This window comes from Streptomyces sp. TOM-9, assembly GCF_056858595.1.
Genome location: NZ_JBXEQB010000001.1, coordinates 1,169,153 through 1,195,546, shown reverse-complemented (window position 1 = coordinate 1,195,546; position 26,394 = coordinate 1,169,153). Strand labels below are relative to the sequence as shown.

At 71.6% G+C, this 26,394-nt stretch carries 23 protein-coding genes; 12 read left to right on the top strand and 11 right to left on the bottom strand.

The annotated features are described in order from the left end of the window. Positions 1–69: 69 nt before the first annotated feature. Positions 70–690 carry an NAD(P)H:quinone oxidoreductase gene (wrbA, locus tag AC1VWI_RS05655; protein WP_499509814.1) on the bottom strand — a complete coding sequence of 207 codons (621 nt, stop codon included), beginning with the start codon at positions 688–690 and terminating at the stop codon, positions 70–72. Positions 691–1,448: 758 nt separating this feature from the next. Between wrbA and AC1VWI_RS05650 the strand changes: the two genes are divergently transcribed. Both AC1VWI_RS05650 and AC1VWI_RS05645 read left to right on the top strand, forming a co-directional pair. Next, positions 1,449–2,540, top strand: coding sequence for a zinc-binding dehydrogenase (locus AC1VWI_RS05650; RefSeq protein ID WP_499509813.1), 1,092 nt, complete (start codon positions 1,449–1,451; stop codon positions 2,538–2,540). A gap of 354 nt (positions 2,541–2,894) precedes the next feature. Continuing rightward, entirely contained in the window at positions 2,895–3,806 is a 912-nt protein-coding gene (locus tag AC1VWI_RS05645; protein ID WP_499509812.1) for an NAD-dependent protein deacetylase, read from the top strand. A 30-nt stretch (positions 3,807–3,836) separates the two neighbouring features. Here AC1VWI_RS05645 and AC1VWI_RS05640 read toward each other — a convergent pair whose 3' ends face one another. The 3 genes from AC1VWI_RS05640 to AC1VWI_RS05630 form a co-directional block, all read right to left on the bottom strand. Beyond that, complete coding sequence (locus AC1VWI_RS05640; protein ID WP_499509811.1) at positions 3,837–4,016, bottom strand: hypothetical protein; 180 nt, start codon at positions 4,014–4,016, stop codon at positions 3,837–3,839. A gap of 114 nt (positions 4,017–4,130) precedes the next feature. After that, a complete protein-coding gene (locus tag AC1VWI_RS05635; RefSeq protein ID WP_499509810.1) occupies positions 4,131–5,498 on the bottom strand; it encodes a carotenoid oxygenase family protein in 1,368 nt (455 codons plus the stop codon). Positions 5,499–5,938: 440 nt separating this feature from the next. Further along, positions 5,939–6,949 carry an NAD(P)-dependent alcohol dehydrogenase gene (locus AC1VWI_RS05630; RefSeq protein WP_499509809.1) on the bottom strand — a complete coding sequence of 337 codons (1,011 nt, stop codon included), beginning with the start codon at positions 6,947–6,949 and terminating at the stop codon, positions 5,939–5,941. Between the two features lie 525 nt (positions 6,950–7,474). Here AC1VWI_RS05630 and AC1VWI_RS05625 point away from each other — a divergent pair. The 4 genes from AC1VWI_RS05625 (at position 7,475) to AC1VWI_RS05610 (ending at position 11,696) form a co-directional block, all read left to right on the top strand. After that, positions 7,475–8,305, top strand: coding sequence for a hypothetical protein (locus tag AC1VWI_RS05625; protein ID WP_499509808.1), 831 nt, complete (start codon positions 7,475–7,477; stop codon positions 8,303–8,305). A 40-nt stretch (positions 8,306–8,345) separates the two neighbouring features. After that, complete coding sequence (locus AC1VWI_RS05620) at positions 8,346–9,680, top strand: FUSC family protein (RefSeq protein ID WP_499509807.1); 1,335 nt, start codon at positions 8,346–8,348, stop codon at positions 9,678–9,680. 74 nt (positions 9,681–9,754) lie between these two features. Beyond that, complete coding sequence (locus AC1VWI_RS05615; RefSeq protein WP_499509806.1) at positions 9,755–11,149, top strand: NADP-dependent succinic semialdehyde dehydrogenase; 1,395 nt, start codon at positions 9,755–9,757, stop codon at positions 11,147–11,149. A gap of 19 nt (positions 11,150–11,168) precedes the next feature. Continuing rightward, on the top strand, positions 11,169–11,696 hold the full coding sequence (locus AC1VWI_RS05610) for a YbhB/YbcL family Raf kinase inhibitor-like protein (protein WP_499509805.1): 528 nt from the start codon (positions 11,169–11,171) through the stop codon (positions 11,694–11,696). A gap of 13 nt (positions 11,697–11,709) precedes the next feature. Here the strand turns inward: AC1VWI_RS05610 and AC1VWI_RS05605 are convergent, their stop codons facing one another. After that, the gene (locus AC1VWI_RS05605; RefSeq protein WP_499509804.1) at positions 11,710–12,843 is read right to left on the bottom strand and encodes a helix-turn-helix transcriptional regulator; all 1,134 of its coding nucleotides are present in this window, start codon (positions 12,841–12,843) and stop codon (positions 11,710–11,712) included. A 249-nt stretch (positions 12,844–13,092) separates the two neighbouring features. On the opposite strand from AC1VWI_RS05605, the gene AC1VWI_RS05600 reads away from it, so the two are divergent. Further along, positions 13,093–13,527 (top strand): VOC family protein, encoded by a 435-nt coding sequence (locus AC1VWI_RS05600; protein ID WP_499509803.1) that lies wholly within the window; start codon positions 13,093–13,095, stop codon positions 13,525–13,527. A 110-nt stretch (positions 13,528–13,637) separates the two neighbouring features. Here the strand turns inward: AC1VWI_RS05600 and AC1VWI_RS05595 are convergent, their stop codons facing one another. Beyond that, positions 13,638–15,587: an N-acetylmuramoyl-L-alanine amidase gene (locus AC1VWI_RS05595; RefSeq protein ID WP_499509802.1), complete on the bottom strand. Its 1,950-nt coding sequence runs from the start codon at positions 15,585–15,587 to the stop codon at positions 13,638–13,640. 952 nt (positions 15,588–16,539) lie between these two features. Then, positions 16,540–17,388, bottom strand: coding sequence for an SDR family NAD(P)-dependent oxidoreductase (locus AC1VWI_RS05590; protein WP_499509801.1), 849 nt, complete (start codon positions 17,386–17,388; stop codon positions 16,540–16,542). Positions 17,389–17,514: 126 nt separating this feature from the next. On the opposite strand from AC1VWI_RS05590, the gene AC1VWI_RS05585 reads away from it, so the two are divergent. Next, positions 17,515–18,090 carry a TetR/AcrR family transcriptional regulator gene (locus tag AC1VWI_RS05585; RefSeq protein WP_499509800.1) on the top strand — a complete coding sequence of 192 codons (576 nt, stop codon included), beginning with the start codon at positions 17,515–17,517 and terminating at the stop codon, positions 18,088–18,090. 49 nt (positions 18,091–18,139) lie between these two features. Here the strand turns inward: AC1VWI_RS05585 and AC1VWI_RS05580 are convergent, their stop codons facing one another. Continuing rightward, positions 18,140–19,945, bottom strand: a complete 1,806-nt coding sequence (locus tag AC1VWI_RS05580) for a sensor histidine kinase (RefSeq protein ID WP_499509799.1) — start codon at positions 19,943–19,945, stop codon at positions 18,140–18,142. Then, a complete protein-coding gene (locus AC1VWI_RS05575) occupies positions 19,942–20,658 on the bottom strand; it encodes a response regulator transcription factor (RefSeq protein ID WP_499509798.1) in 717 nt (238 codons plus the stop codon). The genes AC1VWI_RS05580 and AC1VWI_RS05575 overlap by 4 nt, the downstream gene beginning before the upstream one ends. A gap of 124 nt (positions 20,659–20,782) precedes the next feature. On the opposite strand from AC1VWI_RS05575, the gene AC1VWI_RS05570 reads away from it, so the two are divergent. Genes AC1VWI_RS05570 through AC1VWI_RS05555 form a run of 4 tightly spaced genes read left to right on the top strand, consistent with a single transcriptional unit; the run spans position 20,783 to position 24,387 of the window. Further along, on the top strand, positions 20,783–21,379 hold the full coding sequence (locus tag AC1VWI_RS05570; protein ID WP_499509797.1) for a hypothetical protein: 597 nt from the start codon (positions 20,783–20,785) through the stop codon (positions 21,377–21,379). Next, positions 21,363–22,487: an efflux RND transporter periplasmic adaptor subunit gene (locus AC1VWI_RS05565; RefSeq protein ID WP_499509796.1), complete on the top strand. Its 1,125-nt coding sequence runs from the start codon at positions 21,363–21,365 to the stop codon at positions 22,485–22,487. Before AC1VWI_RS05570 ends, AC1VWI_RS05565 begins: the two co-directional genes overlap by 17 nt. Beyond that, positions 22,484–23,197, top strand: coding sequence for an ABC transporter ATP-binding protein (locus tag AC1VWI_RS05560; RefSeq protein ID WP_499509795.1), 714 nt, complete (start codon positions 22,484–22,486; stop codon positions 23,195–23,197). The genes AC1VWI_RS05565 and AC1VWI_RS05560 overlap by 4 nt, the downstream gene beginning before the upstream one ends. Then, on the top strand, positions 23,194–24,387 hold the full coding sequence (locus tag AC1VWI_RS05555) for an ABC transporter permease (protein ID WP_499509794.1): 1,194 nt from the start codon (positions 23,194–23,196) through the stop codon (positions 24,385–24,387). The genes AC1VWI_RS05560 and AC1VWI_RS05555 overlap by 4 nt, the downstream gene beginning before the upstream one ends. Before the next feature lie 181 nt (positions 24,388–24,568). Here AC1VWI_RS05555 and AC1VWI_RS05550 read toward each other — a convergent pair whose 3' ends face one another. Together AC1VWI_RS05550 and AC1VWI_RS05545 are read right to left on the bottom strand one after the other, a co-directional pair. Further along, positions 24,569–25,216 carry a response regulator gene (locus tag AC1VWI_RS05550; protein ID WP_499509793.1) on the bottom strand — a complete coding sequence of 216 codons (648 nt, stop codon included), beginning with the start codon at positions 25,214–25,216 and terminating at the stop codon, positions 24,569–24,571. After that, positions 25,213–26,358, bottom strand: a complete 1,146-nt coding sequence (locus AC1VWI_RS05545; protein ID WP_499509792.1) for a sensor histidine kinase — start codon at positions 26,356–26,358, stop codon at positions 25,213–25,215. Before AC1VWI_RS05545 ends, AC1VWI_RS05550 begins: the two co-directional genes overlap by 4 nt. Between the last annotated feature and the right edge of the window lie 36 nt (positions 26,359–26,394).

Here is a 26,394-nt window from a genome sequence, read left to right as displayed (position 1 = left end):
CGGGTCCCGGGCATCGTTGAGGGGTGCCCGGGAGCTCTGTCCCTCCGGGCTGCACGCCCGGAGGAGTCGTCACGCCGCGCGGCCGGCCTTCATGATCCGGGTGACGTCGGCGATCCGCCGGCCCTGGAAGTGGGCGGAGGCGCGGGCCGTGCTGTCGACGGGGAGCTCTCCGTCGGCGCCGGTGACGTGCGAGGTGCCGTAGGGGTTGCCGTCGGCGAACTTCACGGGGTCGGTGAAGCCGGGGGGCACGATGAACCCGCCGAAGTGGTAGATCGAGTTGTAGAGCGCCAGCAGGGTGGACTCCTGCCCGCCGTGCAGCTGGGAGGTGGAGGTGAAGCCGCTGTAGACCTTGTCCGCCAGCAGGCCGCGGGCCCACATGCCGCCGAGGGTGTCCAGGAACTGCTTGAGCTGGCTGGCGACGTTGCCGAAGCGGGTGGGGGTACCGAAGACGACGGCGTCGGCCCATTCGAGGTCGTCCGTCGTGGCCACCGGTATGTGCTCGGTCGACGCGGCGTGCTCGGCCCACGGCTGGACGCCCGCGATCACTTCCTTGGGCGCGATCTCGGCGACGCGCAGGAGCCGCACGTCCGCTCCGGCCTCGGTCGCACCGACGGCGACGGTCTCCGCCAGCTGGTGGATGGTGCCGGTGGAGGAGTAGTAGATGACGGCGACGTTGGGTGTGTGGGGCATGGTGAGGTCCATTTCGGTGCGGAACGCCTGAGCCCGAGGGGTCTCGGCGCGTGGGGGAGGGGGAGCCGGGCCGCCGCGGTCCTGCCCGGTGTCCCTCTCGGGCGTGGCAACGGCCGCCGCATGGCCCGGGAGGCTGCCACCTCCCCGCGAACTGCGTGCGCAAGCAATGAAACAGGAAGCCCGGGCAACTTCCTATGCGAAATGCGACCTACTCCCCGGGCTGTAGGCGGCCGTCGCGGTGGCTGGGCGGGCTGCCCCGCCCGCCGCCTCGGGCGCCGCCGATGGGGCGTCCGTGCGGTGCCGCACCTGATGGGGGCGGTCGACGGCAAGGGTGAAGCGATCGTCGAGGGCGTGTGCGAGGCGCGGTGCCGAAGCCGCTCACCGCGCCGCGGTCCCGGCCGTCACGCATGGTCAAAGGCCTGGTCGGGGGCGTCGTTGCCCCCCCGGATGCCGCCATCCGTTCAGGGTGCGGGCGACTGCGACCCCGGGACCGGCTTCGTCCTTCACGACTACGGCTGGGGGAGTAGGTCGTTTATCCGATGTGCACGCCACGGTCGCGGGTGTTTCATTGCTGGCGCACGCAACTATGGCACGTGGTGGGCGACGTACTCCGGCAGCGGCACACCGCCTCGGCCGGCGGCGGCCCTACGCGCCGTCGTCGGGAAATCTCGGCGCTCGGTCCATCCCTCCGATCCCGGGCCCGGCTGCGGCCCGTCGGCGGCGCCGTCCCACCGGAACAGCAGAAGGAGACGCAGACCATGCGCAACGTCAAGCGCGCCGTACTGGTGAAGCCGGGCTCGCCCCTGGAGATCTGGGAGCATCCCACCCCGTCCGCATCCAGCCGCGACGTGATCGTGTCCGTCGAGATGTCCGGCGTCTGCGGCACGGACCACCACCTCCAGTCCGGTGACATCGAACTTCCCCACCCGATGGTCCTGGGCCACGAGGCCATCGGCCGGATCGAGGAGCTCGGCTCCGACATCACCACCGACAGCGCCGGCGAGCCGGTCGCGGTGGGAGACCTCGTCTACTGGCAGCCGGCGCAGCCGTGTTACCGCTGCTACTACTGCACCGTCCTCGAAGACGTGTCCATGTGCCCCAACCTGGTCATGTTCCAGTTGCACAACCCCGCGGACAAGCCGCCGGTGGGCACCTACACGCAGTACGCCTGGCTGCCCGACCGCACGGCGTTCTTCAAGATCCCGCCGGACGTCCCGGCCGAGGCCCTCATCGCGTTCGGCTGTGCCATGCCCACGGTGCTGCACGCCCTGGACCGGCTGGGCGGCATCCGGTACGGGCAGAACGTCATCGTGCAGGGCTCGGGGCCGGTCGGCCTCGCCGCCACGCTCCTGGCGCACCTCGCCGGCGCGGGGAGCGTCACGGTCCTCGGGGCACCGGCCAAGCGGCTCGCGATGGCCGGGAGGCTCGGTGCCACGACCACGATCGACGTGACGAAGACGGACGAGCACGAGCGGGCCGCCGCCGTCATGGAGATCACGGACGGGCGGGGCGCCGACGTCATCATCGAGGCCGCCGGCAGGGTCCCGGCCTTCACCGAGGGCCTCCCGCTCGTCGCCACCGACGGGACGTACGTCATCCTCGGCCTGTGGTCCGCCCGGGGCACGTCGCCGGTCGAGCCGCGCCACCTCAACAACCGCAACATCCGCGTCATCGGCTCGGCCTACACGACCCCGCGGCACATGTACGACACGATCCGGATCACCCGGATGTGCCATCAGCGGTTCCCGCTCGCCGAGATGGTCACGCACCGCTTCTCCCTGGAGCAGGCGCAGGACGCGTTGGACGCCGTCGGCCGCGGCGAGCCGCTCAAGGCCGTGATCGTCCCGTAGCGACCCGGTTCGCCATTGCGGTGCCCTGAAGTGAGCACAGCCCGCCCGCTGTTCCGGCAGGACGATCAGGGACAGCGGGTGGCAGCGGCCGTCGTCACGTCAGATCCCGGCTCGGCTCTTCCTCGTTGGTGACTCAGCGCTCGTCCGTGTGCGGCCGCCCGTCGTGGAACCTCACATCGCGGCCGTCCCAGTCCCCGTGTCCGATGACGCAGGCGGCGTCGCGGACCTCCTCAAGCCGCCCGCGCACGGCCGCGCCCCGCAGGCGACGGACACCGGGTCGCCGTACCGGCACGGTACGTCACCGCGCCCATGGGCGGGAGCGGCCCAAGGAACGCCGTTGCGTACCCTTGCGGCATGCGCATGCGCCCCACCCTGAGCTGGACGCCTCCCGAGGACCTACCGCCGGGCACCACGGATCTGGAGCCGGTCGCCGATGCGCTGAGGGCCGGCGGGGTGCTGGTGCTCAGCGGGGCGGGCATCTCCACGGAGTCGGGCATCCCCGACTACCGGGGCGAGGGCGGGAGCCTGAGCCGGCACACCCCGATGACGTACCAGGACTTCACCGGCAGCGCCCGGGCCCGGCGCCGGTACTGGGCGCGCAGCCACCTGGGCTGGCGGACCTTCGGCCGCGCCCGGCCCAACGCCGGGCACCGGGTGGTGGCCGCGTTCGGGCGGCACGGCCTGCTCTCGGGTGCGATCACCCAGAACGTCGACGGCCTGCACCAGGCCGCCGGCAGCGACGACGTGGTGGAGCTCCACGGGAGCCTCGCCCGGGTGGTCTGCCTGTCCTGCGGCGCGGTCAGCCCGCGCGGCGAACTCGCCCGGCGGCTGGAGGAGGCCAACGCGGGCTTCGAGCCGGTGGCCGCGGGGATCAATCCGGACGGTGACGCCGACCTCACCGACGACCAGGTCGGGGACTTCCGCGTGGTGCCCTGTACGGTCTGCGGCGGCGTCCTCAAGCCGGACGTGGTGTTCTTCGGCGAGGCCGTTCCCCCGGGACGGGTCGAGCGGTGCCGCGAGCTGGTCCGTGGGGCGTCCGCGCTGCTGGTGCTGGGATCGTCGCTGACGGTGATGTCCGGGCTGCGGTTCGTCCGGCAGGCGGCCCAGGCCGGGAAGCCGGTGCTCATCGTCAACCGGGACCCGACCCGCGGCGACCAGTACGCCCTCGCCCGCGTCGAGCTCCCGCTGGGAACGGCCCTCACCTCCGTGGCCGGCCGGCTGGACATCCCCGTCGACGGTGAGGCGGCGGCTCCGGCGGGTTGCTGACGCCCCGTCAACAACCTGCCGGTGATCCCGTCACGGGCGACCGCCCCCGTCCGGCCGTACCGCCACGAACCGGCTCAGCCGATACGTGGTCGGCTGCACGAGCCGGCCGCAGAACGTGTCGATCCGGAGCGTCGCCTCGTCGACCCGTGCCTCCCGCAGACGACGCAGGTGCGCGCGCAACTCCGCCTGGTCCCGCGTCTCGAAGATCACTTCCCACCGGCCCTCGCTCGGCGCGGTACGAGCGGCGACCCGCTGCCTCGCGGCTGCTTGCCGCCGCTTCCTCTTCCCCTGCCCTGGCACCGACCCGGAATCGCCGCCAGGCGGTCAGCCGGTGGTGATGTTCTTGTCGTCGATCCAGTTGCCGTGGAAGCCGAAGGGGACGCGGCTGGGCAGGTGCACCCTGGCGATCGGAGCGGCGGTGAGGTCGGCTGCGTCGAGGACCACCAGTTCGCCGCGGTTGACGTTCGCGTCATGGACGACCGAGAGGATCCAGCCGTCGTCCTCGCCCGTGGCGTCCGGCCGCGGTACGAACGCCGGCTCCATCGTGACGCGTCCGGGACCGTAGTCGTGGACGCCGGTGACTCCGGTGTGGGTGTCGACCTTGATCAGCGGTCCGGTGCCGAAGCCGTCGGTGGGGTCGCGTTCCACGTCGTCCGTGATCATCAGACCGTGTGCGCTGAAGCCGGCGAACCATCCGTAGCGGTGCGCCCGGCCGGTCAGTGCGGGGTCGATCCGCGGGAACTCCACGCGGAACTGGCTGATCACCTCCTCCCTGACCGTGCCCAGGGCCGGGTTCACCGTCCAGCGCACCAGGGTCGGGGTCGATTCGCCGGGCCCCCAGACGTCGTGCACGAACATGCGGTCGTACCGCACGACATCCATCGTCAGCGAGCCGTCGGCGTTGTCGAAGGCGTTGAGGACGTGGAACACGAAGCAGCGCGGCGCCTCGATCCACTGCACCTGCTCGGCCGTCCCGCCGATCGGCAGGATCCCGATCCGCGCCGCGTGACGTTCGTCCCAGGTGAGGGGAAGTTTGGTCATGGGCCCGCCGTCCTGCGCGAGACGCTTGGCGGCGGCCAGCGTGACCGGGAGGTCGAGCACGACGACGCGTGTTTCGGTCAGCGCCATGTCGTGCACCATCGGGCCGTCGTCGACCTCGATGTCACTGCTGTGCCTTGCCTTGCCGTCGGCTCCGAGGACCACGTACCGCAGGGAGCTGAACCGCAGGTTGTAGGTGATGGCGTGCAGGTCGCCGGTCGCCGGGTCCACCTTCGGATGCGCGGTGAAGCCGCGGTCGAGTGCGCCCTCGCAGTCCCAGACCGCCATGCGGGCGAGATCGGGACTGATCTCCACCGGCGGCCTGCCGGCCTCGATGAGGGTGAGGATGCGCCCGGCGTGGCTGAGCACATTGGTGTTGGGCGCGCCCTGCTCGCTCTCGACGAAGCGGCTGCGGTACCACTCGGCCTTGCCGTCGCGGAGCCGGATCCCGTGGACCATCCCGGCGCCGTTGAACCAGTGGTGGGTGGCCGGGTCGACCTCGCCCCGCGGGTTCGGTCCGATCCGCAGGTAGCGCCCGTTCAACTCGCGCGGCAACTCGCCGGTGACGGGCAGGTCGGACGCGCTCACCTCCTCGGTGAGAGGGGCGTAATTGCCCGCGCCGAGATACCGATGGGTGAAGTTCTCGCTGGTCATGATGGTTCCCTTCGACCGTACACACCAACGGTACGGCCGGGACGTTCCGGTCCGGCATATTGAGATTCAGAACGTCCGAACCCGGAGAACCCCTCTGCGTGAGGCTTCCCACACTTCGTTCGCCGGGCCATATCGCCTACGCGGGTGCCGACTTCGGCGAGGTGGAGGCCACCGCCGAACGGATCAGCCCGGGAAGGCCAATGCAGTTGGTTCGACGAGTGGTGCGCCACCGCGGTGCGCGCGCCGGCCTTCGACGGGCCGGGCCAGCCCGTTGCACGCCGGCACCAGTCGGCGGACGGCGGTAGCGGACACCTCCAGGTCCGCGGCCCCGGTCTGAGATGGCGCAAGCGTGCGCGCCGCCCACCTGACACAGGCGGGCGGCGCGCACGTGAGCTGTCCCGTCGGCGGGCCGGCCTCCCTACCGCGCGGGCGCGCGGGCTTCATTCGAAGACGATGACCTGGCGCCCGATGACGTCGCCGTGCCCGAGGGCCTCCAGGTTGTCGTTGATGTCCTCGAGCCTGACCTTGGTGACGTTGTGCTTGACGAGGCCGGCTTCGGCGAGGGAGAGCACCTCGACCAGGTCCAGGTGGTTGCCCCAGAAGGAGCCCATGTAGGTCAGTTCCGTACCCACGAAGGGGAACTGCTTGTGCTCGACGTGGTGGCTCATGAGGCCGACGGCCGCCAGCACCCCTTCGGGGCCCAGCAGGTCGAACCCCATGGAGATGGACGCGTTGCTGCCGACGCAGTCCAGGATGGCGTCGATCGTCCTGCGGCCGGTGAGCTGTTCCAGCTCGTCCTGGATGGCCTCGGTGGACTTGTCGCGGACGTTGATCCCGTAGTCGGCGCCGTTCTCCTTCGCCACGTCCAGCTTGCCGTCCTTGCGGGCGAGGGCCACCACGGTCGCTCCGCCGCCGAGCAGCTTCGCGTACTGGACGGCGTAGCTGCCCAGGCCTCCGATGCCCGTGACGGCGACGGTACGGCCGGGGCCGAGCTTGCCGGTGTCCCGGAGCTTGCGCATCCCGCGGTACGGGGTCATGCCCGCGTCGGTCATCGGGGCGAGGACCTCGGGCGTCTTCGCCGCGTTCTCCGAGACGGGGATCGCGTGGCGGCACTCCACGGCCATGTACTCGGCGAAGCCTCCGGGAGGTCCGAACCCCACCCACCTGCCGTTGCCGCTGCACAGCTGTTCGTTGCCCTCCCGGCACTGGCGGCATGTGCCGTCGCCCCAGCTGGGGTTGACCACGACCATGTCGCCCTCGGAGTACCCCACCGACTGCGGTACGGCGCTGCCCATCCCCGCCACCCGGCCCGTGACCTCGTGGCCGGGGATGTAGGGGAGGTCCACGGGGAACGGGACTTCGAAGTAGCCGTTGAGGAGCTGGTAGTCGCTGCGGCACATGCCGGTCGCGGCGACCTTCAGCAGGATCTCGTCCGGCGCCGGGTCGGGCATGGGGACGTCTTCGATTCGCAGGGGCTCTTTGTATCCGTGCATCCGAGCTGCTTGCATCTGCATGGGGGTGCCTCGCTTTCGCCGGCGGGCAGCACTACGTGCCGGTGCAGCGTGACGATCTCGGAATGCTGCGCCGGTCAAGGTGGCCGCCGCTCCGCTTCGGACATCTCCAGGGTCCTGCGCCTGCCGTCGCCGCGCATCCGGAGCCGACGGTGGGGGAGTGCGATCCGTCGCCGTCCGGTCGCTGACCGCAACTCGGTTGAATGTGCGTGCCACTTCACGCCCTCCGGGCGGGAGCGGCGGCACCGCGGCACCGCCCGTTCGCTCGGTGGCCCGCTGCCCGGCCGGGACCTACGGTGGGTGGACGGGAGTGCCACGCCGGATGCGTGGTCGCACGGCGGCACCGGCGAGCCGGAGCGGGCCCGTGCCGCTGAGCGTCGCCGTCGCCGGCGCCGGAGGGACGTTCGACGTCCGCTGAGCAGGCGCGCGGTCGCCCGGCCACCCACCGGGGCCTACGGTTGACCGGTGGGAGTGCGGCGCTGGACGGAGTGGCTGCGGGCCCGGGATCCCGGGTCGGCCGCGGTGCGTCGGGCGGCACGCGTCACGGTGGTCGCGTGCGCGGGGTTCTATGCCGCGCGGTACGGGCTGGGCGACCGGACGGTCGCGATCTACGCCCTCTTCGGTGCCGTCGCGTCGGGTGGGTTGTCCTCCGTGCCGGGGACGCCGCGTCAGCGGGCGGTGACGCTGCTGGCGGTGCTGCCGCTCGCGATGGCGCTGGTGACGCTCGGCACATGGCTGGCGGTGTACGGATGGGCGGCGGCGCTGGGGATGCTCGTGGTGGGCTTCCTCGTGACGTACAGCGGGGTCGGCGGGCCGAAGTTCGTCGGGCTGGCCAACGGGCTGCAGCTGTTCTACATCCTGCCGTGCTTCCCGCCGTACGCGCCCTCGACGTTGGGGTTGCGGCTCACGGGCCTGGTCGCCGGGATGGTCCTGATGGCGGCGGCCGAGCTGTGGCTGTGGCCGGCGGCGCGTCCTGGCCGCTACCACGACCGGCTGGCGCGGGCGGCGCAGGTGGCCGCCGATGCCCTGTACGGCTTGGCGGCGGATCCGCCGCGGCGCTGCGACCCGGCGCTGCTGCTGGAGGTGTCGCAGGCGCTGCGCATGAGTCACGTACCCGCCGACGAGCGTCCGGTGTCGGCGTCGGCGCGGGACCGGGCGCTGTCCGAGGGCGCCGGGCACATGCGGCATCTGCTGGCGCAGGCACGGCAGCTGGAGGAGTCGGCGGCCGAGGGGGCGGCGCTGGGCGAACCCGTCGCGAAGGGGCTGCTGCTGGCGTCCGCCGCCACGTGTGTGTGAGGACGTGGCGCGGGCCCTGACGGGGAAGGCGCCGCCGCCGATGCCGGCCCTGTGCGGGGACGCGGTGCGGGCATTCGAGTCGCATCGCGGCCAACCGCGCGAGGCGGGCACGGACTCGGCGACGATGGTGCGGAACGGCGCGATCGCCCTCGACATCACGCACACGGCGGACCTGGTGGTGGCGGCGACCCGGATCGCGATGGGCGCCCCGGTACCCGCCGGGACCGCGTCGCCGGAGGTGCGTGGCGCGTTCTGGTACGCGGGCCGGTCGACGGCGGAGTTGTACTACCGGCGGGTGCTGGCCCATCTCACCCCGCGGTCGGTGTGCTTCCAGAACGCGGTGCGCATCGCGGTGGCCCTTGCGGCGGCGCGCTTGGTCGTGGGCCAGCTGGGCTTGGCGCACGGTTTCTGGGCGCTGCTGACGACACTGACCGTGATGCGGACGAGTGCCGCCGACACCCGTACCGCTCTGCGGCCCGCGCTGCGCGGGACCCTCGCGGGGGCGGTCGTCGCGGCGCTGATCCTGCACTTCGCCGCGGACGCGCCGGCCGTCTACGCCGTGCTGCTGCCGCCCTGCATGCTGCTGGCGTTCGCGTCGGGCACGGTGCTGGGTCCGGGATGGGGGCAGGCGTTCTTCACCCTCACCGTGGCGGCGGCCTTCGCGCAGGTGGCCCCCAGCGGGCCCGAGCTGGCGGCAGCCCGGGTGCTGGACGTGCTGGCCGGGGCGCTGATCGGCGCGGTGGTCGGACTGCTCGCGTGGCCTCACGGCGGCACCGGGGAACTGCGGAGGGCCTGCGCGCGCGTGCTGGACGAGGGCACCCGCGCGGTCACGGACGTGACCGGCACCATCACCGAGGGCGTGCGAGTCACCGACGCCCTGCCCAGGGCGAGGCTCGCGCAGCGGATCGCGGAGGCGAGCTACGCCGAGTACGCCACCGAACGACACCCCCCGCGGCGCGCGGGGGCGTCCTCCGACACCGACTTCCAGGTGATCATGCTGGTGGGCAACCGGGTCATCACGATGGGGCAGGTCCTGCTGGACAACTGCCCGCCGGGCGCGCTGTCCGCCTGGCCGCGGAGTGCCACGCACCTACGCGACGCCGCCCACAGGCTCCGGCTGTCCACGCTGCCGTTCAGCCACGCACTGCGCTCGGGCGAGGAGCAGGCCGCCCCCGTGGACGGCACCACCGACGACGCCCCGGCCGACACCACCGTGATCCACGACGTCTGCCTCGCGTCGCCCGGCCGGGCCCCCGACCCGCTGCTGTACTACGCCGTGGACGCCGCCATCTGGCTGGCCAGTCTGCGGCGCGCGATCGGCGCTGCCCGCTCGCCGCGCACGGCGGCCGGTACGACGACCTCCCCGTGGCGCTGACGTCCCCGCGACGCCGGATGCCTCGAGGGCCGGCCTGAATTGCCGGTCGGATTGGCCGGTCCTAGCGTGGAAGCATGGCCATCGCAACGATCAGCCCCGTGACCGGCGAGGTCCTCGAGCGGTTCGACGAACTCACCCCCGGGGAACTCGAGGACAAACTGGCCCGGGCGGCCGCCGCGGCCGCGTCGTACCGCCTGACGACACCGGAGCAGCGAGCGGGATGGGTCGAACAGGCCGCCGACCACCTGGAGAAGGAGGCCGACGCCGTCGCCCGGCTGCTCACCACGGAGATGGGCAAGACGCTCCGGTCCGCCCGGGAGGAAGTGGTCAAGTGCGTGCGCGGGCTGCGCTTCTACGCCGCCGAGGCACCCGCGTTCCTGCGGGACCGGACCGGTGACGGCCCGAGCGTCGGCGCGCGGCAGACGTACGTCACCTACCAGCCGCTCGGTGTGGTCCTGGCGGTGATGCCGTGGAACTTCCCGCTGTGGCAGGCGATGCGGTTCGCCGCGCCCGCGTTGATGGCGGGCAACGTGGGCCTGCTCAAGCACGCCTCCAACGTGCCCCGGACCGCTCTCTACATGGAGCGGCTGTTCCGTGACGCGGGCTTCCCGGACGACGTGTTCCAGACCCTGCTGATCTCCTCCGGACGGGTCGAGCAGGTGCTGCGGGACGAGCGCCTGGCGGCCGCGACGCTCACCGGCAGCGAACCCGCGGGACGGTCGGTGGCCGCCATCGCCGGGGACGAGATCAAGAAGGTGGTCCTCGAACTCGGCGGTTCCGACCCCTTCATCGTGATGCCGTCCACGGACCTGGAGCGGGCCACCGACGCCGCGGTCAGGGCACGGTGCCTCAACAACGGGCAGTCGTGCATCAACGGCAAGCGGTTCTTCGTCCACGCGGACATCGCCGAGGCCTTCATCGGGATGTTCGTCGCGAAGATGGGCGCGCTGGTCGTGGGGGACCCGATGGACGACGGGACCGACGTCGGCCCGCTGGCCACCGAGTCCGGCCGCCGTGACGTGGAGGCCTACGTGGACGATGCCGTGAGCAAGGGGGCGACGGTGCTGGTGGGCGGGGAACGACCGGACCGGCCCGGCTGGTTCTACCCTCCCACGGTGCTCACCGACATCACTCCCGACATGAAGATGTTCCACGAGGAGGTCTTCGGCCCGGTGGCGCAGGTGTGGACGGTGTCCTCGCTGGAGGAGGCACTCCGGATCGCCAACGGCCACCCGTACGGGCTGGGTTCCAACCTGTGGAGCGAGGACGAGGCGGACCGGGCGCTGTTCGTACGTGACGTGCAGTCGGGCATGGCCTTCATCAACGGCAACACGACCAGCTACCCGGAGATCCCCTTCGGCGGCGTGAAGCGCAGCGGGTACGGACGCGAACTGTCGGACCTGGGCATGCGTGAGTTCATGAACGTCAAGACCGTCTGGATCGGCGGGAGCGCGGGCGGCACGTCGTAGCCGAAAGCGAGGGACCGTGATGATCAAGCCCTATGCCCCCTACGACTTCATGCCGCCGATCCCGGGCTTCTCGGTGACCTCGCAGTCCCTGGCCGACGGCGGGCAACTGGCGCGCGAGCACGTGAGCGGCATCCTGGGGGCGGGCGGATCGGACGTCTCACCGCAGCTGAGCTGGTCCGGCTTCCCCGAGGGGACCCGTAGTTTCACGGTCGCGATGTTCGACCCCGACGTGCCGACCGCCTCGGGCTTCTGGCACTGGGCCGTGGCCAACCTCCCCGCCTCCGTGACCGACTTGCCGGCCGGGGCGGGAGACGGAAGCGCGCTGCCGGGCGGCGCGGTGACGCTGCCCAACGACGCCGGCTACCGCAGGTACCTCGGTCCGGCGACACCTCCGGGGAACGGCCCGGACCGCTACTTCCTCGTGGTGCATGCCGTCGACGTGGAGAAGCTGGACGTGTCCGAGGCGACGGCCCCCGCCCTCATGGAGTTCCAGCTGTTCACGCATGCGATCGCGCGGGCGACCATGTACGGCACCTTCGAGCGGTGACAGGGCCCGTGTCCTACAGGATGCCGCGGCCCGGGTCGTCGCCACCGCCGACGGCTCGGCGATCCCGCACGTATGCGGCGGGAGTGGCCCCGTAGCCCGACTTGAAGGTCCGGATGAAGTGACTGGTGTCCGAGAAGCGCCAGCGTGCCGCGATCTCGGCGATCCCGGCCGTGGTGTCCGGGTCCACGAGTTCGTCGTGGGCCTTCTGCAGACGCCGCCTGCGGACGCAGGCCATCACGGAGTCGTCCGCGGCCGAGAAGCTCCGGTGCAGCGTCCGAAGGGACACTCCCACGTGCCGGGCGACCATCGCCGGAGACAGGTCTCCGCTTTCGAGATGCCTTTCGATGACGTTCCTGGCGGCCGCCACGATCGCCCGGGGGTGGTCGTCGAGCGCCGAACCGGGACGTTCCGAGAAGATGCCCGAGAACAGGGTCGCGCAGGCATCACGCGCCATGCGCCGTGCGGTGTCCGACGTCTCCAGTTCCCGGCTGCTGCTCCGCACCGCCTCGAGGTAGTTGAGGAGGAACCGCACCTCGGGTGCGGCGGTGTCCGCGACGTAGGCCTGGCCCAGCCGTTTCCCCGATGCGATGTGCGGAAGCACCAGGTGGCGCGGAATGGAGATGACGTGCACATTCGTGGCCGACGAGCAGGAGAACCGCCACGAGGCCTTCGTGTCGCGGATGCAGATCTGTCCCGGCTTGACGTAGTACGTTTTCTTGCCCGCCAGGAACTCGATCCAGCCCGAGGTCACCACGTCGGCGACGATCGGATCCTGGGGCAGGTTCTTCCCGGAAATCCCTGTCAGGGAATCGACGTAGACCTGGGCGGACAGCAGTCCGTCGATGAGCTGGCCACGTGCGTCGAAGCGAAATCCGCGAGAAGCGGCGGAGTGCGGGACGGCGAGGCGTGTGAGGTGCGAGAAAGGGCCCTGCTCTCCGAAAGGGTTGTGTTCCCGGTGACGGAAATGCCGCTCGGAGGATTCCGCCTGTGCGGCGGTGAGGCGCATTCCGGCCCGGTAGGCGATGGTGCTGTCGGGACTCGGCATGGCGGTCGCAAAGCCTGCCGATCGCTCGTATTCCACCTGCACCCTCTCACGATCGCTTCGGGATCCTCCGCCGGAGGTGCCGAGTGATCGATGCCTTGCCAACTGACGCGTGCGTGCTCAAGTGTACTACTGGTTCGGAATTCAACAACTCGCCACGCGTTCCGCGGAATGGATCCGGTACGTCCGTGGCGCGGATCTTCCATGACGTGGCACACATTTTCAGAAGGCCTTGCGCGTTGCCGCGGACCGTCCACGCCGAATCCCGCACGATTTGCACCCCCAAGCGGCGCCCGCCGAGAATCGATCCATAGGGGAACGGACGGGCTGAAGACTCGCTACCGGAGGTATGCCATGGCCCAGGTCATCGCCGGCCCCAGGATCACCGGGGTCCACCACCTCTCCTTCACCGTGTCCAACCTGGAGGACAGTCTGGACTGGTACCAGCGGCTGTTCAGCGCCGAACGCGTCGACTACAAGTTCAACCACCTCTACCGGGAATCGACGGGGTACGGGGTGCTGCTGGTCACCCCCGACTCCGGCCTGGTGATCGGGTTGCACAAGAACACGGGCAACCAGCACGAGGGCTTCCTCGAATCCCGGACCGGTCTCGACCACATCTCGTTCCAGGTCGGCTCCCGCACCGACCTCGAGACCTGGATGACCTGGCTCGACGAGCTGGGCATCGCGCACACACCCATCAGGGACGAGACGGAGCCGTTCGCCTACTCGACCGTCGTGTTCCGCGACCCCGACAACCTCCAGCTCGAGTTCCTCGCCCTCGCCTGACGGACGCCCGTACGGCGACGGCCCGGACGGGCTGTGCGACGAGCGCGGGTGGTGGTGCCCGGGGCGCGGATGCCCCGGACACCACCACGGATGCGGTGCCGTGCCGTGCGTCAGCCGTGGCTGGGAGGGTTGACCGGGCGCTTGGCGGTGACGTCGCCCTCGTAGACCAGCGCGGTGCGGTGGTTGTACTGGACGGTGTACATCTTCTTGGCGCCGAAGACGACCTTGCCGTCGGCCTTGAAGTAGTCGTCGGTCAGGGCCGGCGGCGCGGTGGCGACGTACGCCTGGCCGGACGGGATGGTGTACATGCTCAGCGGGGCCTGGGTGGAGGCACCGTACCCGGCCGGGTACTCCGCGGCGTCCGGGTAGCTGGAGCCGTAGACCTTTACCGGCGGGGTGTCGGAGGTCCTGCCGCTCTTGACGACGGTCACGCCGTGGGCGGGGACGGTGTTCCGGCCCTTCGGGTTGTGGAACCAGACCTTGCTGCCGCTGAACCAGATCGCGGTCCAGGCGCCCTGCTTGCCGGCGACCACGAACTGCTGGCCGGCCTGGGCGGTGCTGCCCCAGTCGTTGATCCGGTTCGTCCCGGCGGCGCCGGGGTGGATGGACTGCTCGCCGAAGAGCGGCGCGGTGTCGTTCGGCGCGGTGCGCAGGTAGACGAAGTTGGCGGGCTGCTCGACGTCCGTGCAGGCAGGGGTGGCGCCGGTCGGGTCGTCGGACGGGCAGATCTGGACGGTCTGCCGGTTACCGGCGAAGCCGGGGGCGATGGTGACGACGCTGCCGACCTGGCCGACACCGTGCCTGCCGGTCAGCGGGGCGCCGACCAGGGCCATGAAGTGCTCCCAGTCCCAGGACGGTCCCGGGTCCCAGTGCATGCCCGACACCGTCGCCGACGTCGGGCCGACAACGTTGTCGTGACCGATGACGTGCTGCCGGTCGAGCGGGATGTCGAAGCGCTCGGCCAGATACGTCACCAGCTCCGCCGTGGCCTCGTACTGGGCCTCGGTGTACCAGGTCGCCCCGTGCGCGGCGTAGCCCTCGTGCTCGATGCCGATGGAGTGCATGTTGGTTGAGTAGTTGCCCGCGTGGAACGCCAGGTCCTTCGTGGGGACCATCTGCGTGACCGCGCCGTCGGCGGACCGCATCACGTAGTGCGCGGAACTCCCGCCGGCCGTCTGGAACGTGGCGATCGCCGACTCGTACGAGGACTCGGTGTCGTGGATGACGATCGAGTCGATCCGGATCCCGTTGGCCGGGCGGTTGGACACCTGGCCGTTGGACGGGGCGGCCGGCACGAAGGTGCAGTCCACGGTGGTGGGGCACTCGGTGTCGGTCGTCGCCGCCGCGGTCAGGCGCAGGCGGTCCAGCTGGCCGGTGGCCGGGGTCACTCCCGGCCCGGCCGCCAGCGCCACCCGCTGACCGTCGGCCGTGGTGCGCTTCACGCCCTTCTTCAGCGTGGCGTAGACCCGGTCGGCGAACGCCCGGGCGCCCTGCCGCTGCGTGGACTGGCTGTAGCGGGCCACCGCGCCGTACCAGTCGTCCGGAGCCGCCGAAGCCTTTCCGCCGGTCGCCTCCTGGTACGACGCCAGCAGGGCGGCCCCGCCACGGATGTTGGCCGTCGCGTCGTCGCGCAGGTCCTTCACGGACAGGCCGGTGAGCTTCGCCGCGGCCTGGAGCGTGTGCAGCGCCGGGTCCGCGGCCAGTTCGGCCACGTCCGCCCGGCCGGCCATGCCGGCGTCACCGGTGGAGAGCATCGACGGCGTGACATCCGTGAGATGCATCGGCCCGTAGCCGCCATCCGTGCTGTGCTGCCCGGCATGCGCGTCCCACGCCGACTCCTGGTACGCCACCGCGAGCAGCACCTGCTCCGGCACGTCGAACTCCGCGGCCGCGGCCGTGAAGTCGGCCTGCCGCGTGGAGGTGGAGGGGGAGTTCTCGCCCGTCGCCTGTGCCACCACCGGCACCGCCACCGCACCGGCCACCGCCAGTGCCGCGGCCGCGAGCAGCACCGGCCGACGCCGTTCGGCATGCCGCCGGCGAGTCGTTCTCTGTGTCGTCATCAATTATTCCCGAGTGTGTCTGAGACGGTCATGTCGCCCTGTGGGCGAGCTGACTGACACGGCATGAGCCGTTCTGCGAGGCACTCCGGACTCCCTGCGGAGGTGTGCCTGCCGTCTGTCGGCGCCGAACCGCGTCCGGCGTTCGCTCGCAATCGACCTGAGGACGATTGGTGACGCTAGCAGAGCGCGGCGGACGGAATCAAAGAAGACAGTGCCACCGGGAGAATTCCCGGAAGTTGTGAACGTGGCGTGAATCCTTTTCGGGGGCAGGCCGGTTGGGTCTTTCGCGCCGTCAGTCCGCCGGGAGCGTGCGGGCGTCATTTGTCCACCCCCGCCGGTAATTTCTGCCACGAGGCACGCAGATGACATTTCATGGTCCCCGACGTCCGGCGGGCACGACATTGACGCCGGACGTCGGGGGGCTTGTGCGAAGGCGCCGCGGAGCACGGGGGAGCGGGCTCGCACCCGTGGCCGCCCTCGACCGCGGCTGCGGCACGTCGCGCGTGCGCGATCAGGGGCCCGCAACGCCGCAGTGGTGTTGCGGGCCCTCTGCCGTGCAGGTGGCACGACGATCTCCGGCCCCTGGGGAGGGCGGGATGGCGGGCGTCGGCTGAGCCGACCCTGCCGTGGCCGGAGAGGCGTCAACTCCTGCAACTCCTGACGGCCGACCGGCATGTGACCGGCCGCCAAGGGTCAATTCGGTCGCCGAAACCGTCGACGTTGGGATTCGCGTGGATCGTGCCGAAACGGTACGACTGCGATGGTGTTCTCTTAGACGATGCCGGGCACGACGAACCTTCCCCACTGACTTTCCGCTTGCGCACATTCGGCGAAGCACCGCCACGACAGTGCACGGGGCATTACCCGCAACGGCTCCACCATCCGATCAGGTGAAGCGCGGTGCTGTATAGAACCTTGACGCCACGACCGGACCGGGCCGAAGTGGCACGGACTACTGCACGGCGGACGGCATGGAACCGTCCACGTCGGTGAAGCCGTAGTGGAGTGCGAGGTCGCTCGTCGACACCGCGGCTCCCGAGCGGTCCCCCACCGCGGGGTCGCCTGCCAGCGCCACCACGCCCCGCCCGACGAAACGCGGCGACTCCGCCGCGCCCACGTCGAACCTGCCCTCGCCCGGGAGCTCGATCTCGCTACGGCCGTGGCCGGCCGCGCGCGCGGCGGCGTCGACCAACTCGGTCCGGACCAGGCCGGGCCACACCGACACCACGGAGACCTCCCGCGGGCGCAGTTCGACGGCCATGTCCGCCGTCATCTTGTCGAGCGCGGCCTTGCCCACGCCGTACGCGGTGGTGTGGGAGTACTGGCGTGCGCCTGCCGACGAGATGTTGACGATCAGCCCCCGTCCTGCCGCGAACAGCAACGGCGCCGCGCAGACGCTCGCGACGTAGTGCGACCGTGTGCCGATGTCCAGCACTTGATCCCACGCGGCGAGTGGCAACTCCCAGAACGACTTGCCGAGCCACGCCCCGAGGTCCGGCGACGAGAAGACGTTGTTCACCAGCAGGTCCAACCGCCCGGACTCCTCCCGTACCCGCGCGAACACGTCCGCCACCTGCTCGTCACTGCGGTGGTCGCAGACGAGGGCCACCCCCTTGCCGCCGAGCGCGGTCACCTCGTCGGCGGTCTCGCTCACCGTGCCGGGCAGCGGGCCGGCCGTGACGCTGCGCCCGGTCACGTAGACCGTCGCACCGGCGGCGCCCAGTTCGAGCGCTATCCCCTTGCCCACCCCGCGACTCGCGCCGGTGACGACGGCGATCCTGCCGACCAGCGGTCGATCCATGCCCACTCCTCCGGGAAGCCCCCGTGCGACCGCGGTCGGCTTCCTCCCGTACCGATCATCCGAATGCCTACACTGTAGGCATGATTGCATCGAGTGCAAAATTGCCCGGATGGTAGAGTCCGGCTCATGACGGCGGACGGGCTCAGGGAACGCAACAAGCACAGGAAGCGGGAGGCGATCCTGCGCGCCGCCCACGAACTCTTCGCCGAACGCGGCTACGAGGCCGCCACGATCACCGACATCGCCGACAGGGCCGAGGTCTCCCGGCGCACGGTCACCCTGTACTTCCCCACCAAACTCAGCCTCGCGCTGGCCCACCTCGACGCGCTCGAAGCACGACTCCACGCCGCCATCAGCGAGCGCGAACCGGGCTGGAGCATCATCGACGCCGTCGAGCACTGGCTGTACGGCGAACTGGACCACCCGCAGGAACTGAGCGCACTCACCGAGCGCATGCTCGCGCTCAACCCCCAGCTCCTGGGCCCTCACAAGGCGCGCATGGCCGAGATCGTCGAGACCGGGGCACGTCGCCTGGTCGAGGACATGGACACGCCTCCCGACGAGAGGGACGCCCGCATGACGGCCGCCGCGGCGGCCGCGCTGTGCTCCTCCCTCGGCCCCACGCCGACACGTGACGACGTCGTCGCGGCCATGACCTTCCTGCGCGCGGGTGTCGAGGCCCTGGCGGCGAACGGCACGTGAAGGCGCGGTCCGGCTCCGCCCGGTCCGGAGGCAACCGGGCCCGCACGGCCTAGCGCCGACGCCCACCTCCGGCCGGCAGACGCAGGGTGAACAGCGAGCCCTCGCCGTAGGTGCTCTCGGCGGTGACGGAACCCCCGTGCGCGTGCGCGAGGTTGCGCACGATGGCAAGACCGAGACCGCTGCCGCCCGTACCGCGGTTGCGGGACTTCTCGGCACGCCAGAAGCGGTCGAAGACCCGGGGCAGATCCTCGGGCCGGATCCCGCCGCCGGTGTCGGCCACGGCGATGACGACCGTGTCGTCGTCCCGGTGCGCCCGGATCGTGACCGTGCCGCCCGACGGGGTGTGGCGGACGGCGTTGGAGACGAGGTTCGCCACAGCCTGACGGAGACGGACCGGGTCGGCGTCGACGGTGCCGAGGCCGACGCCGTCCTCGGCGCAGAGGCCGACGCCGGCGTGGTCGGCGCGTCCGCGGTGGGCGGTGACGACCTGCTGGAGGAGTTCGGCGACGTCGCACGGCACCTTGTGGAGCCGCAACGCTCCGGCGTCGGCGGCGGCGAGGTCCCGGAGGTCGTCCACGACGTGCTGGAGCAGCAACGCCTCTTCGAGGAGCGAGCCGACGAGGGCGCGGTCGGCCGGGACGACGCCGTCGTCGGCGGCTTCGAGCCAGCCGCGGATGTTGCTCAGCGGGGTGCGGAGCTCATGGGCGATGTCACCGACCATCTCGGTGCGCAGCCGTTCCAGCTCGGCGCGGTGCCGGGACATCTGGTTGAACACCTCGGCGAGCCGGCCGATCTCGTCCTTGCCGGTCACCTGGACGCGAGCGGCGAGGTCACCCGCCTTCATGCGGTGGGCGGCCGTCGTGAGGGCCCGCAGCGGCCTGACCAGCCGGAGGCCCAGGCCGACGGTGACGGCGACGGTGAGCAGCAGCACGCTGCCGACGACCGCGGCCATGCGGAGGCGGTTGGGTGCGGACAGGTCGAACGGTGAGACGGCGGCGGCCTGGTCCGGGGAGCCGATGAACAGGAGCGCGGCCGGGGCGACGTACGAGGCGAGCTGCTCGCGGCGGGCGCTGTCCAGGCACGAGGGGACCAGCTGATCGTGCACAGGGGTACGGCTTCCCGTGCCCGTCCAGGTCAGGTCCGGCGCGAGCCGTACCGGACCGCTGCCGCGGCGGCTCAGACAGGTGCCGACCAGGGTGTCGAGCTGGGCGAGCGCACGGGCCTCGGTACGGGTGGGGCGGTCCAGGGCGTCGTTGGCGCACCTGCTTCCGGTGTAGCCCGGCGCGTCCACGCGGGGTCGTCCGTTGGGGGCCGTGGCGATGGTGGCGCGAATGCCCGGGATCCGGTCGAAGCAGTTGACCCGGCGTTGCGCGAGGGCGGTCAGTTCCGTGCGCTCCGCCGGTGTCAGGCGGAACGGGCCGACCGCGCGGGAGTCGATGCGGTCGCTGCCACGTGAGCCCGAGATGCCGGCGTCGACGGACAGCGCGTCCACCGTCGCCGACGCCCGGTCGGGCAACGGGGCCCTCCGGCCGGAGTCGGAGTCGGAGTCGGAGTCGGAGTCGGAGTCGGCGATCGGCCGGCGGTCCTGGGTGGTGAGGACGACGCGGTGTCCCGTCTCCCCGGCGAGGCGGTCCACCAGCGCCTGCACACCTTGCCAGTCGGCGTGCGTGGCGGCCCTGGCCACGAGCGCCTCGTAGATCCGGGAGTCGTCGGAGATGGCCTGGCCCTGCTCCTGCCGGATCGCCCGGGCGGTCGTGCGGACCGCGAGCCAGGCGGTGGCCGCGATCGAGCACACGGAGATCAGGACCGACAGCGCGAGCAGCCGCACGACCAGGCTGCGGTGGAGGGCGTTCACGCGCTGTCGGACAGGACGTAGCCGACACCGTAGACGGTCAGCAGGCGCACAGGCCGGGCGGGATCGGATTCGATCTTCCGGCGCAGGTTCATGACGTGCGTGTCCACCGTCCGCACGGTGAAGTAGCGCCCCGTGCCGTGCAGGTGCCCGAGGATCTGCTCCCGGGTGAAGACCCGGCCCGGCTGGGCGGCGAGCGTCTCCAGCAGCCGGAACTCCCCGGGCGTGCAGTCCACGGGGGCGCCGTCGCAGGTGACCTGGTGCCGGGACGGGTCGATGCTCAGACCGGCGACGGTCAGCACCGGATCGGGTTCGGGTTCGGGTTCCGGTTCGGGGACGCGGGGCGCGGCGGGGCGGGCACGGCGCAGCAGGGTGCGCACCCGGGCGGTGAGCTCCCGCGGACTGTACGGCTTGGCCATGTAGTCGTCGGCGCCCAGGTCGAGGCCGAGCAGCAGGTCGTCCTCGGTGCAGCGGGCGGTGACCATCAGGACCGGCAGGTCGGACTCGCGGCGCAGGATGCGGCAGACGTCCAGCCCGTCGACCCTCGGCATCATCACGTCCAGCACGAGGAGCTGCGGGGGATTGCGGCGCAGTTCCTCCAGAGCGGCGCGCCCGTCGTGGACGACGGTCACGGAGTGCCCTTCGTGTTCGAGGTACACCCGCAGCAGCTCCGCCTGTTTCTCGTCGTCCTCGGCAACCAATATGTGGGCGCTCATGACCGGGAGTATAAGTAGGCCAAGTGGCGCATTCGGGCGCCCCGGGCGGCGTCCGTACCGGGGCCACCGGATCACGAACACTTCCTGACAGGATGCTGACATTCGTCGGCCACGATCCAGCGGCATGACCCACTCACGTCTCCCTCACCGCTGCCTCGGCGCGGCCGCCGCGCTCGCGTGCGCCACCCTCCTCGCGGGGTGCGGCGGGTCCGCCGGGCACACCGACGCCGAGTCCGGGAAGCGCGACGTCGCGTCCCTGGCGACGGGCTCGCCGTCCGCCACGGCGTCCGGTGCCGCGCCCTCACGAAGCGCCGAGGAAGGCCGTCCGCAACTGCGCCTGGACAGCTCCGACGCCGAACGCGACCGCTACTGGAACGCGTACGCCACCTGCCTGAAGGACCACGGGCACAAGATGATCCTTTCCCGTGGCCCCTACTCGATCGACCAGAACGACAACAGCCCCACCGCCCGGGCCGCGCAGAAGACCTGTGCCGGGAAACTCCCCCTGCAGCCCCCCGAACTGGACCGCGACAGGAACCCGCACTACGACGACGACTACCGCGCCTACGTCACGTGCCTGAACTCCCACGGGCTCAAGGTCGTCGCGCTGCCCGACAACTCCGGCTGGACCTACGACGGCCAGACCACGATGAGCGAGACCGAGCAGACCAAGGTCGACAAGAGCTGCACGATGGAGGCCTTCGGTGGCAAGGACCGCTGACCACCGCCTCCCCAGACGGCGCCGGCGCCGGCTCACCGTGGCCCTGGCCGTCCTCCTGACCGCCGGTGGCGCGGGAGGGGCCACCGCGGCCTGGAGCGCGCGGCACGGCAGCCCGCAGACCGCGCCGGAACGCCCGATCCCGCTCCACACCGTCAAGGTCGTCAGGACCGACCTCTCCACCGACCGGACCCTGCCCGGCACCCTCGGCTACGGCCCGCTCCGGACGCTCAAGGGCAACGGCACCGGAGTGATCACCAAACTGCCTGTCCCGGGCACGACAGCCGCGCGCGGCAAACCCCTGTACTGGGTGGACGACCGGCCCGTCACCGTCTTCTTCGGCGACACCCCCTTCTTCCGCGCACTGGACAAGCCCGGGCTGCACGGCCACGACGTCACGGTGCTGGCGGACAACCTGCGGGCCCTCGGCTACGACATCGGGTACACCACCGACCGCGGCCCCTCCCGTCTCACGACCGGCGGCTCCGAGTTCACCCCCGCTCTCAGCGCCGCCCTCCGACGCTGGCAGCACGACACCGGCCAGACGGCGACCGGCACCCTGAAGCCCGGCCAAGCGCTGGTCCTGCCGGGCAGGGCGCGCGTCAACACCGTCACCGCCGCCCTCGGAGACCCGGTCGCCGGGGAACTGCTGACGTACACCACCACCGCGAAGTCGGTGGCGGTCAGCGTGGACGCGACCGAGGTCGGCGCACTCCGGACCGGGCAGAGCGTGACGATCACGCTGCCCGACAGCCGCGAGATCCCCGGCAGGATCACCACCGTCGCCCGTGCCGTCCAGGGCGGCTCCGGCGAGGAGCAGACGGCCCAGACCGGCCCGCCCACGGTCGCCGTCACCATCACCCCCCAGCGGGCGACGGACGTGAAGGCCCTGGACTCCGCCTCCGTCCAGGTCCGCTTCACCGCGACCGACCGCAAGGGCGTCCTGGCCGTCCCCGTCACCGCGCTCCTCGCACTCAGCGAAGGCGGTTACGCACTGCAGCGGCCCGACTCCTCCCTGATCGCCGTGGAGACGGGCGTGTTCGCCGACGGCCTGGTCGAGGTGCGCGGCACGGGGGTCAGCGAGGGCATGACGGTGGTGACCTCCTCATGAGCTCCGGGCAACCCGCCCTCGCCCTCGTCGTGCACGAGGTGACCAAGACCTACCCGGGCGATGTCACGGCCCTGGACGGGGTCACCCTCACCGTCGAGGAGGGGGAACTCCTGGCCATCGTGGGCCCCTCCGGCTCCGGGAAGTCCACGCTGCTGCACATCATGGGCACCCTCGACCAGCCCACGAGCGGCACGGTCGAGATCGCCGGCCACGCCGCCGCCGGCCTGTCCGACCGGCGGCTGTCCGCGCTGCGCGCACGGCTGCTGGGCTTCGTCTTCCAGCACTTCCACCTCACCGACGGCCTCGACGCGACCGAGAACGTCGCCACCGGCCTGCTCTACGCCGGCGTGCCGTCCCGGCTGCGCCGCCCCCGCGCCGAGGAGGCGCTGGCCCGGGTCGGCCTGGCGCACCGCACCCGCCACCTGCCCCAGCAACTGTCCGGCGGCGAACGCCAACGGGTCGCCATCGCCCGCGCACTGGTCAACGAACCCGCCCTCGTCCTCGCGGACGAACCGACCGGAGCCCTGGACAGCGCCAACGGCCAGGCCGTCCTCGACCTGCTCACGCGACTGAACCAGGAAGGCACCACCATCGCCGTCATCACCCACGACCGCGACATCGCCGCCCGCATGCCGCGCCGCATCGAGATGCGCGACGGCCGCGTCGCCTCGGACACCGCCACCCGCACGACCGCCGGGAGCCCGGCATGAACCGACCGATCCGGCTGTCCCCCCTCGACGTCCTGCGGCTGGGACTGCTGGGCCTGCGCACCCGCAGGACCCGCGCCGCGCTGTCCGCCCTGGGCATCGCCATCGGCATCGCCACGCTCGTCGTCGTCACCGGCATCCCGGCGTCCAGCCAGCGGGCGCTCATGGAGGAACTGTCCGCGCTCGGCACCAACATGCTGCGCGCCCAGCCCCAGCCCGACGCCGACCAGAAGGCCCGGCTGCCGGAAGCGGCGGACGCGATGGCGGCCCGCATCGGCCCGGTGACCAGCGCCACCGCCGTCGCCAACACCCACGCTACCGTGCGGCGTTCCGACCTGTCCGACCCCAACGACTCCATCGGGATCACCGTCCTCGCCGCCAGGACCAACCTGCTGACCACCGTCGGCGGCACCGTACGCGCGGGCCACTTCCTCGGCCGGGCCACCGAGCGCTTCCCGACAGCCGTCCTCGGCACGCGCGCCGCGTCGCGGCTCGGGATCGACCGGGTCCTCCAGGGACGGGAGCCGCTGGTGACCATCGGCGAGCACCGGTTCACGGTGATCGGCATCCTCGATCCGATGCCGCTCACCCCCGATCTGGAGAGTTCCGTCCTGGTCGGCTGGGACGCGGCGCGCGACGTCCTGGCCTTCGACGGGCATCCCACGGTGGTCTACGTGAAGGCACGCGAGTCGCGGATCGAGGCGGTACGTGCGGTCCTGCCCGACTCCGTCAACCCCGAACTGCCCGGACTGGTCCAGGTCAGCCGGCCCTCGGACGCCCTGGCCGCCAAGCGCGCCACCGAGCACGCCTTCTCCGCCCTCTTCCTGGGTCTCGCGGGTGTCGCTCTCCTGGTCGGCGGCATCGGCGTGGCCAACACCATGTTCGTCTCCGTCCTGGAACGACGCCGCGAGATCGGTCTGCGCCGCGCCCTCGGCGCGAACCGCCGCCAGATCCGGGGGCAGTTCCTGACGGAGTCGGTCATGCTGTCCGTGCTGGGCGGGCTCAGCGGCACCCTGCTCGGAGCGGCCGGCACCGCGGCATACGCGATCTCCCAGTCCTGGCCGCCCGTCCTGCCGCCCCTCGCCCTCGCCACCGGCATGGCCGGCGCGATCGCCGTGGGCGCCGCCGCCGGCGTCTACCCCGCCCTGCGCGCCTCGCGCCTGCCCCCGACACAGGCCCTGGCGGCGGTCTGACGCCGACTGCGGCACTACGTGGTCGAGGGCTATGAGGACGGCCTGCCCCCGCTCTGAACGAACACCGAGCGGATGACCGTTCGCCCCGACCGGTCGTGCACGGAGCCGGACGACCAGGACTGCGACCGCGGCGGTGCGCAGACCGGCGGGGCGCCGCAGCACACGCCACCCCGGTCGGGCCCTACCCGCCGGCGAGGCCCGTGCGCCAGGCCCACAGGGCGATCTCGACGCGGTTGCGGGCGGAGAGCTTCGTCTGGACGTTGCCCAGGTGGGTCTTGACCGTTCCCAGGGACACGAAGAGTTCGGCCGCGATCTCCGCGTTGGTTTTGCCCTCGGCCACCAGCCGGACGACGTCCGTCTCGCGGGAGGACAGGTCGGAGGCCTCCGGCGCGGTGGGTCGGGGCGGCTTGATGCCGCGCAGCAGCCGGATCGTGATCGCGGGGCTGACCAGGGCTTCCCCGGAGTACGCCGCGCGCACCGCCTCGGTCAGGAGCGCCGGGCCGGAGTCCTTGAGGAGGAATCCGGAGGCTCCGTTGTCCAGTGCCCGGTAGACGTACTCGTCGTCGTCGAAGGTGGTGACGACCACGATCCTGGGGGTGTCGCCGGCTCCGGGGCGGTTGAGTTCGCGGAGGGCCTGGAGGCCGTCCATGCGCGGCATGCGGATGTCCATCAGGACGACGTCGGGGTTGAGCGTGCGGGCCATCTCCAGGGCCTGGACGCCGTCCTTCGCCTCTCCCACGACCTCGATGTCGTCCTCCGCGCCGAGGATGAGGGAGAACCCGGTGCGGACCATGGCCTGGTCGTCCGCCAGCAGCACACGGATGGTCATCGTGCGCCCCCGGTGGGGATCCGGGCCTGCACGCTCCAGCCCTCCGGGAGCCGGGGGCCGGCGGTCAGGGAACCGCCGAGTGCCGCGGCGCGCTCGTGCAGGCCGGCCAGGCCGTAGCCGCCGTCGGGGTGGTGGCCGCCACGGCTGCGGCCGTCGTTGGTGACCTCGACGGTCACCACGTCGGGCCGGTCCTGGCGGCGCACCTGGATGTCGAGGGTGCGGACCGCGTCCGCGTGCTTGCGCACGTTGGTGAGGGCCTCCATGACCACCCGGTGCACCGCCGACTGGACGTCGATGGCGATGTCGTCGAAGTCGCCCTCGATGCGCAGCCTCACGTCAGGACCGGTCTCGGAGGTGAAGTGTCCCGCGAGGGAGGCGATGTCGGCGATCGTGCCCGGTGGTGACAGCCGGGCCTGGGCGTCGGGCTCGCGCAGCAGGGTGACCATGCGGCGGATGGCCGTCATGGCCTCGTCGCCGGCCGCCTCGATGCGTTCCAGGGCGGGAAGCACGGCCTGCGGCTTGCTCGCCGCCACGGTCTGCGCGGCCTGGGCGAGCACGACCATGCCGGTCACGTGATGGGCGACGTAGTCGTGGAGGTCCGACGCGATGCCCGTCCGCTGGGCCAGCTGGGCGGCGGTCACCTGGCGCTGGCGGTTGGTCTGGAGCATCCGTACGGACAGGCCCGTCGCGGCGGCGATCACGCCGCCGAGCGCCAGGGCCAGGGCCAGGGCCAGGGCGATGCGCTGGTGGGACTTCAGGGGTTCGAGCACCAGCCCCGCCAGCAGGAGCATGACCGCGAAGGAGGCGCGTCTGGGCTCGGCCCGCCATGCGGTCACCCCGATGACCAGGATGGTCACGGCGGCGGCGGTGAACCCGAACGGCACGGTGCTGTAGTCGGCCGGCGGAGTGGTGAGCGTCGCCAGCAGCACGAGCGCCCCCAGCCACAGCGCGCCCGTACCCAAGGGGACGGCGGCCAGCCGCGGCGTCACCAGCGCGACCACGATCGCCAGGAGGACGGTGTACGGATGGGCCTGGTTCAGGCTCACGTCCAGGATGCCCAGGACCAGCAGGGCCCCGGTGGCCGCCAGCCACCCGATGCCCCGCACCGCCCGTTCGAAGACGCCGTCCGCTGTGGTGCCCACGTTCTCGTCGTCTCCACTTCCGCTCGCCTGCCGAGC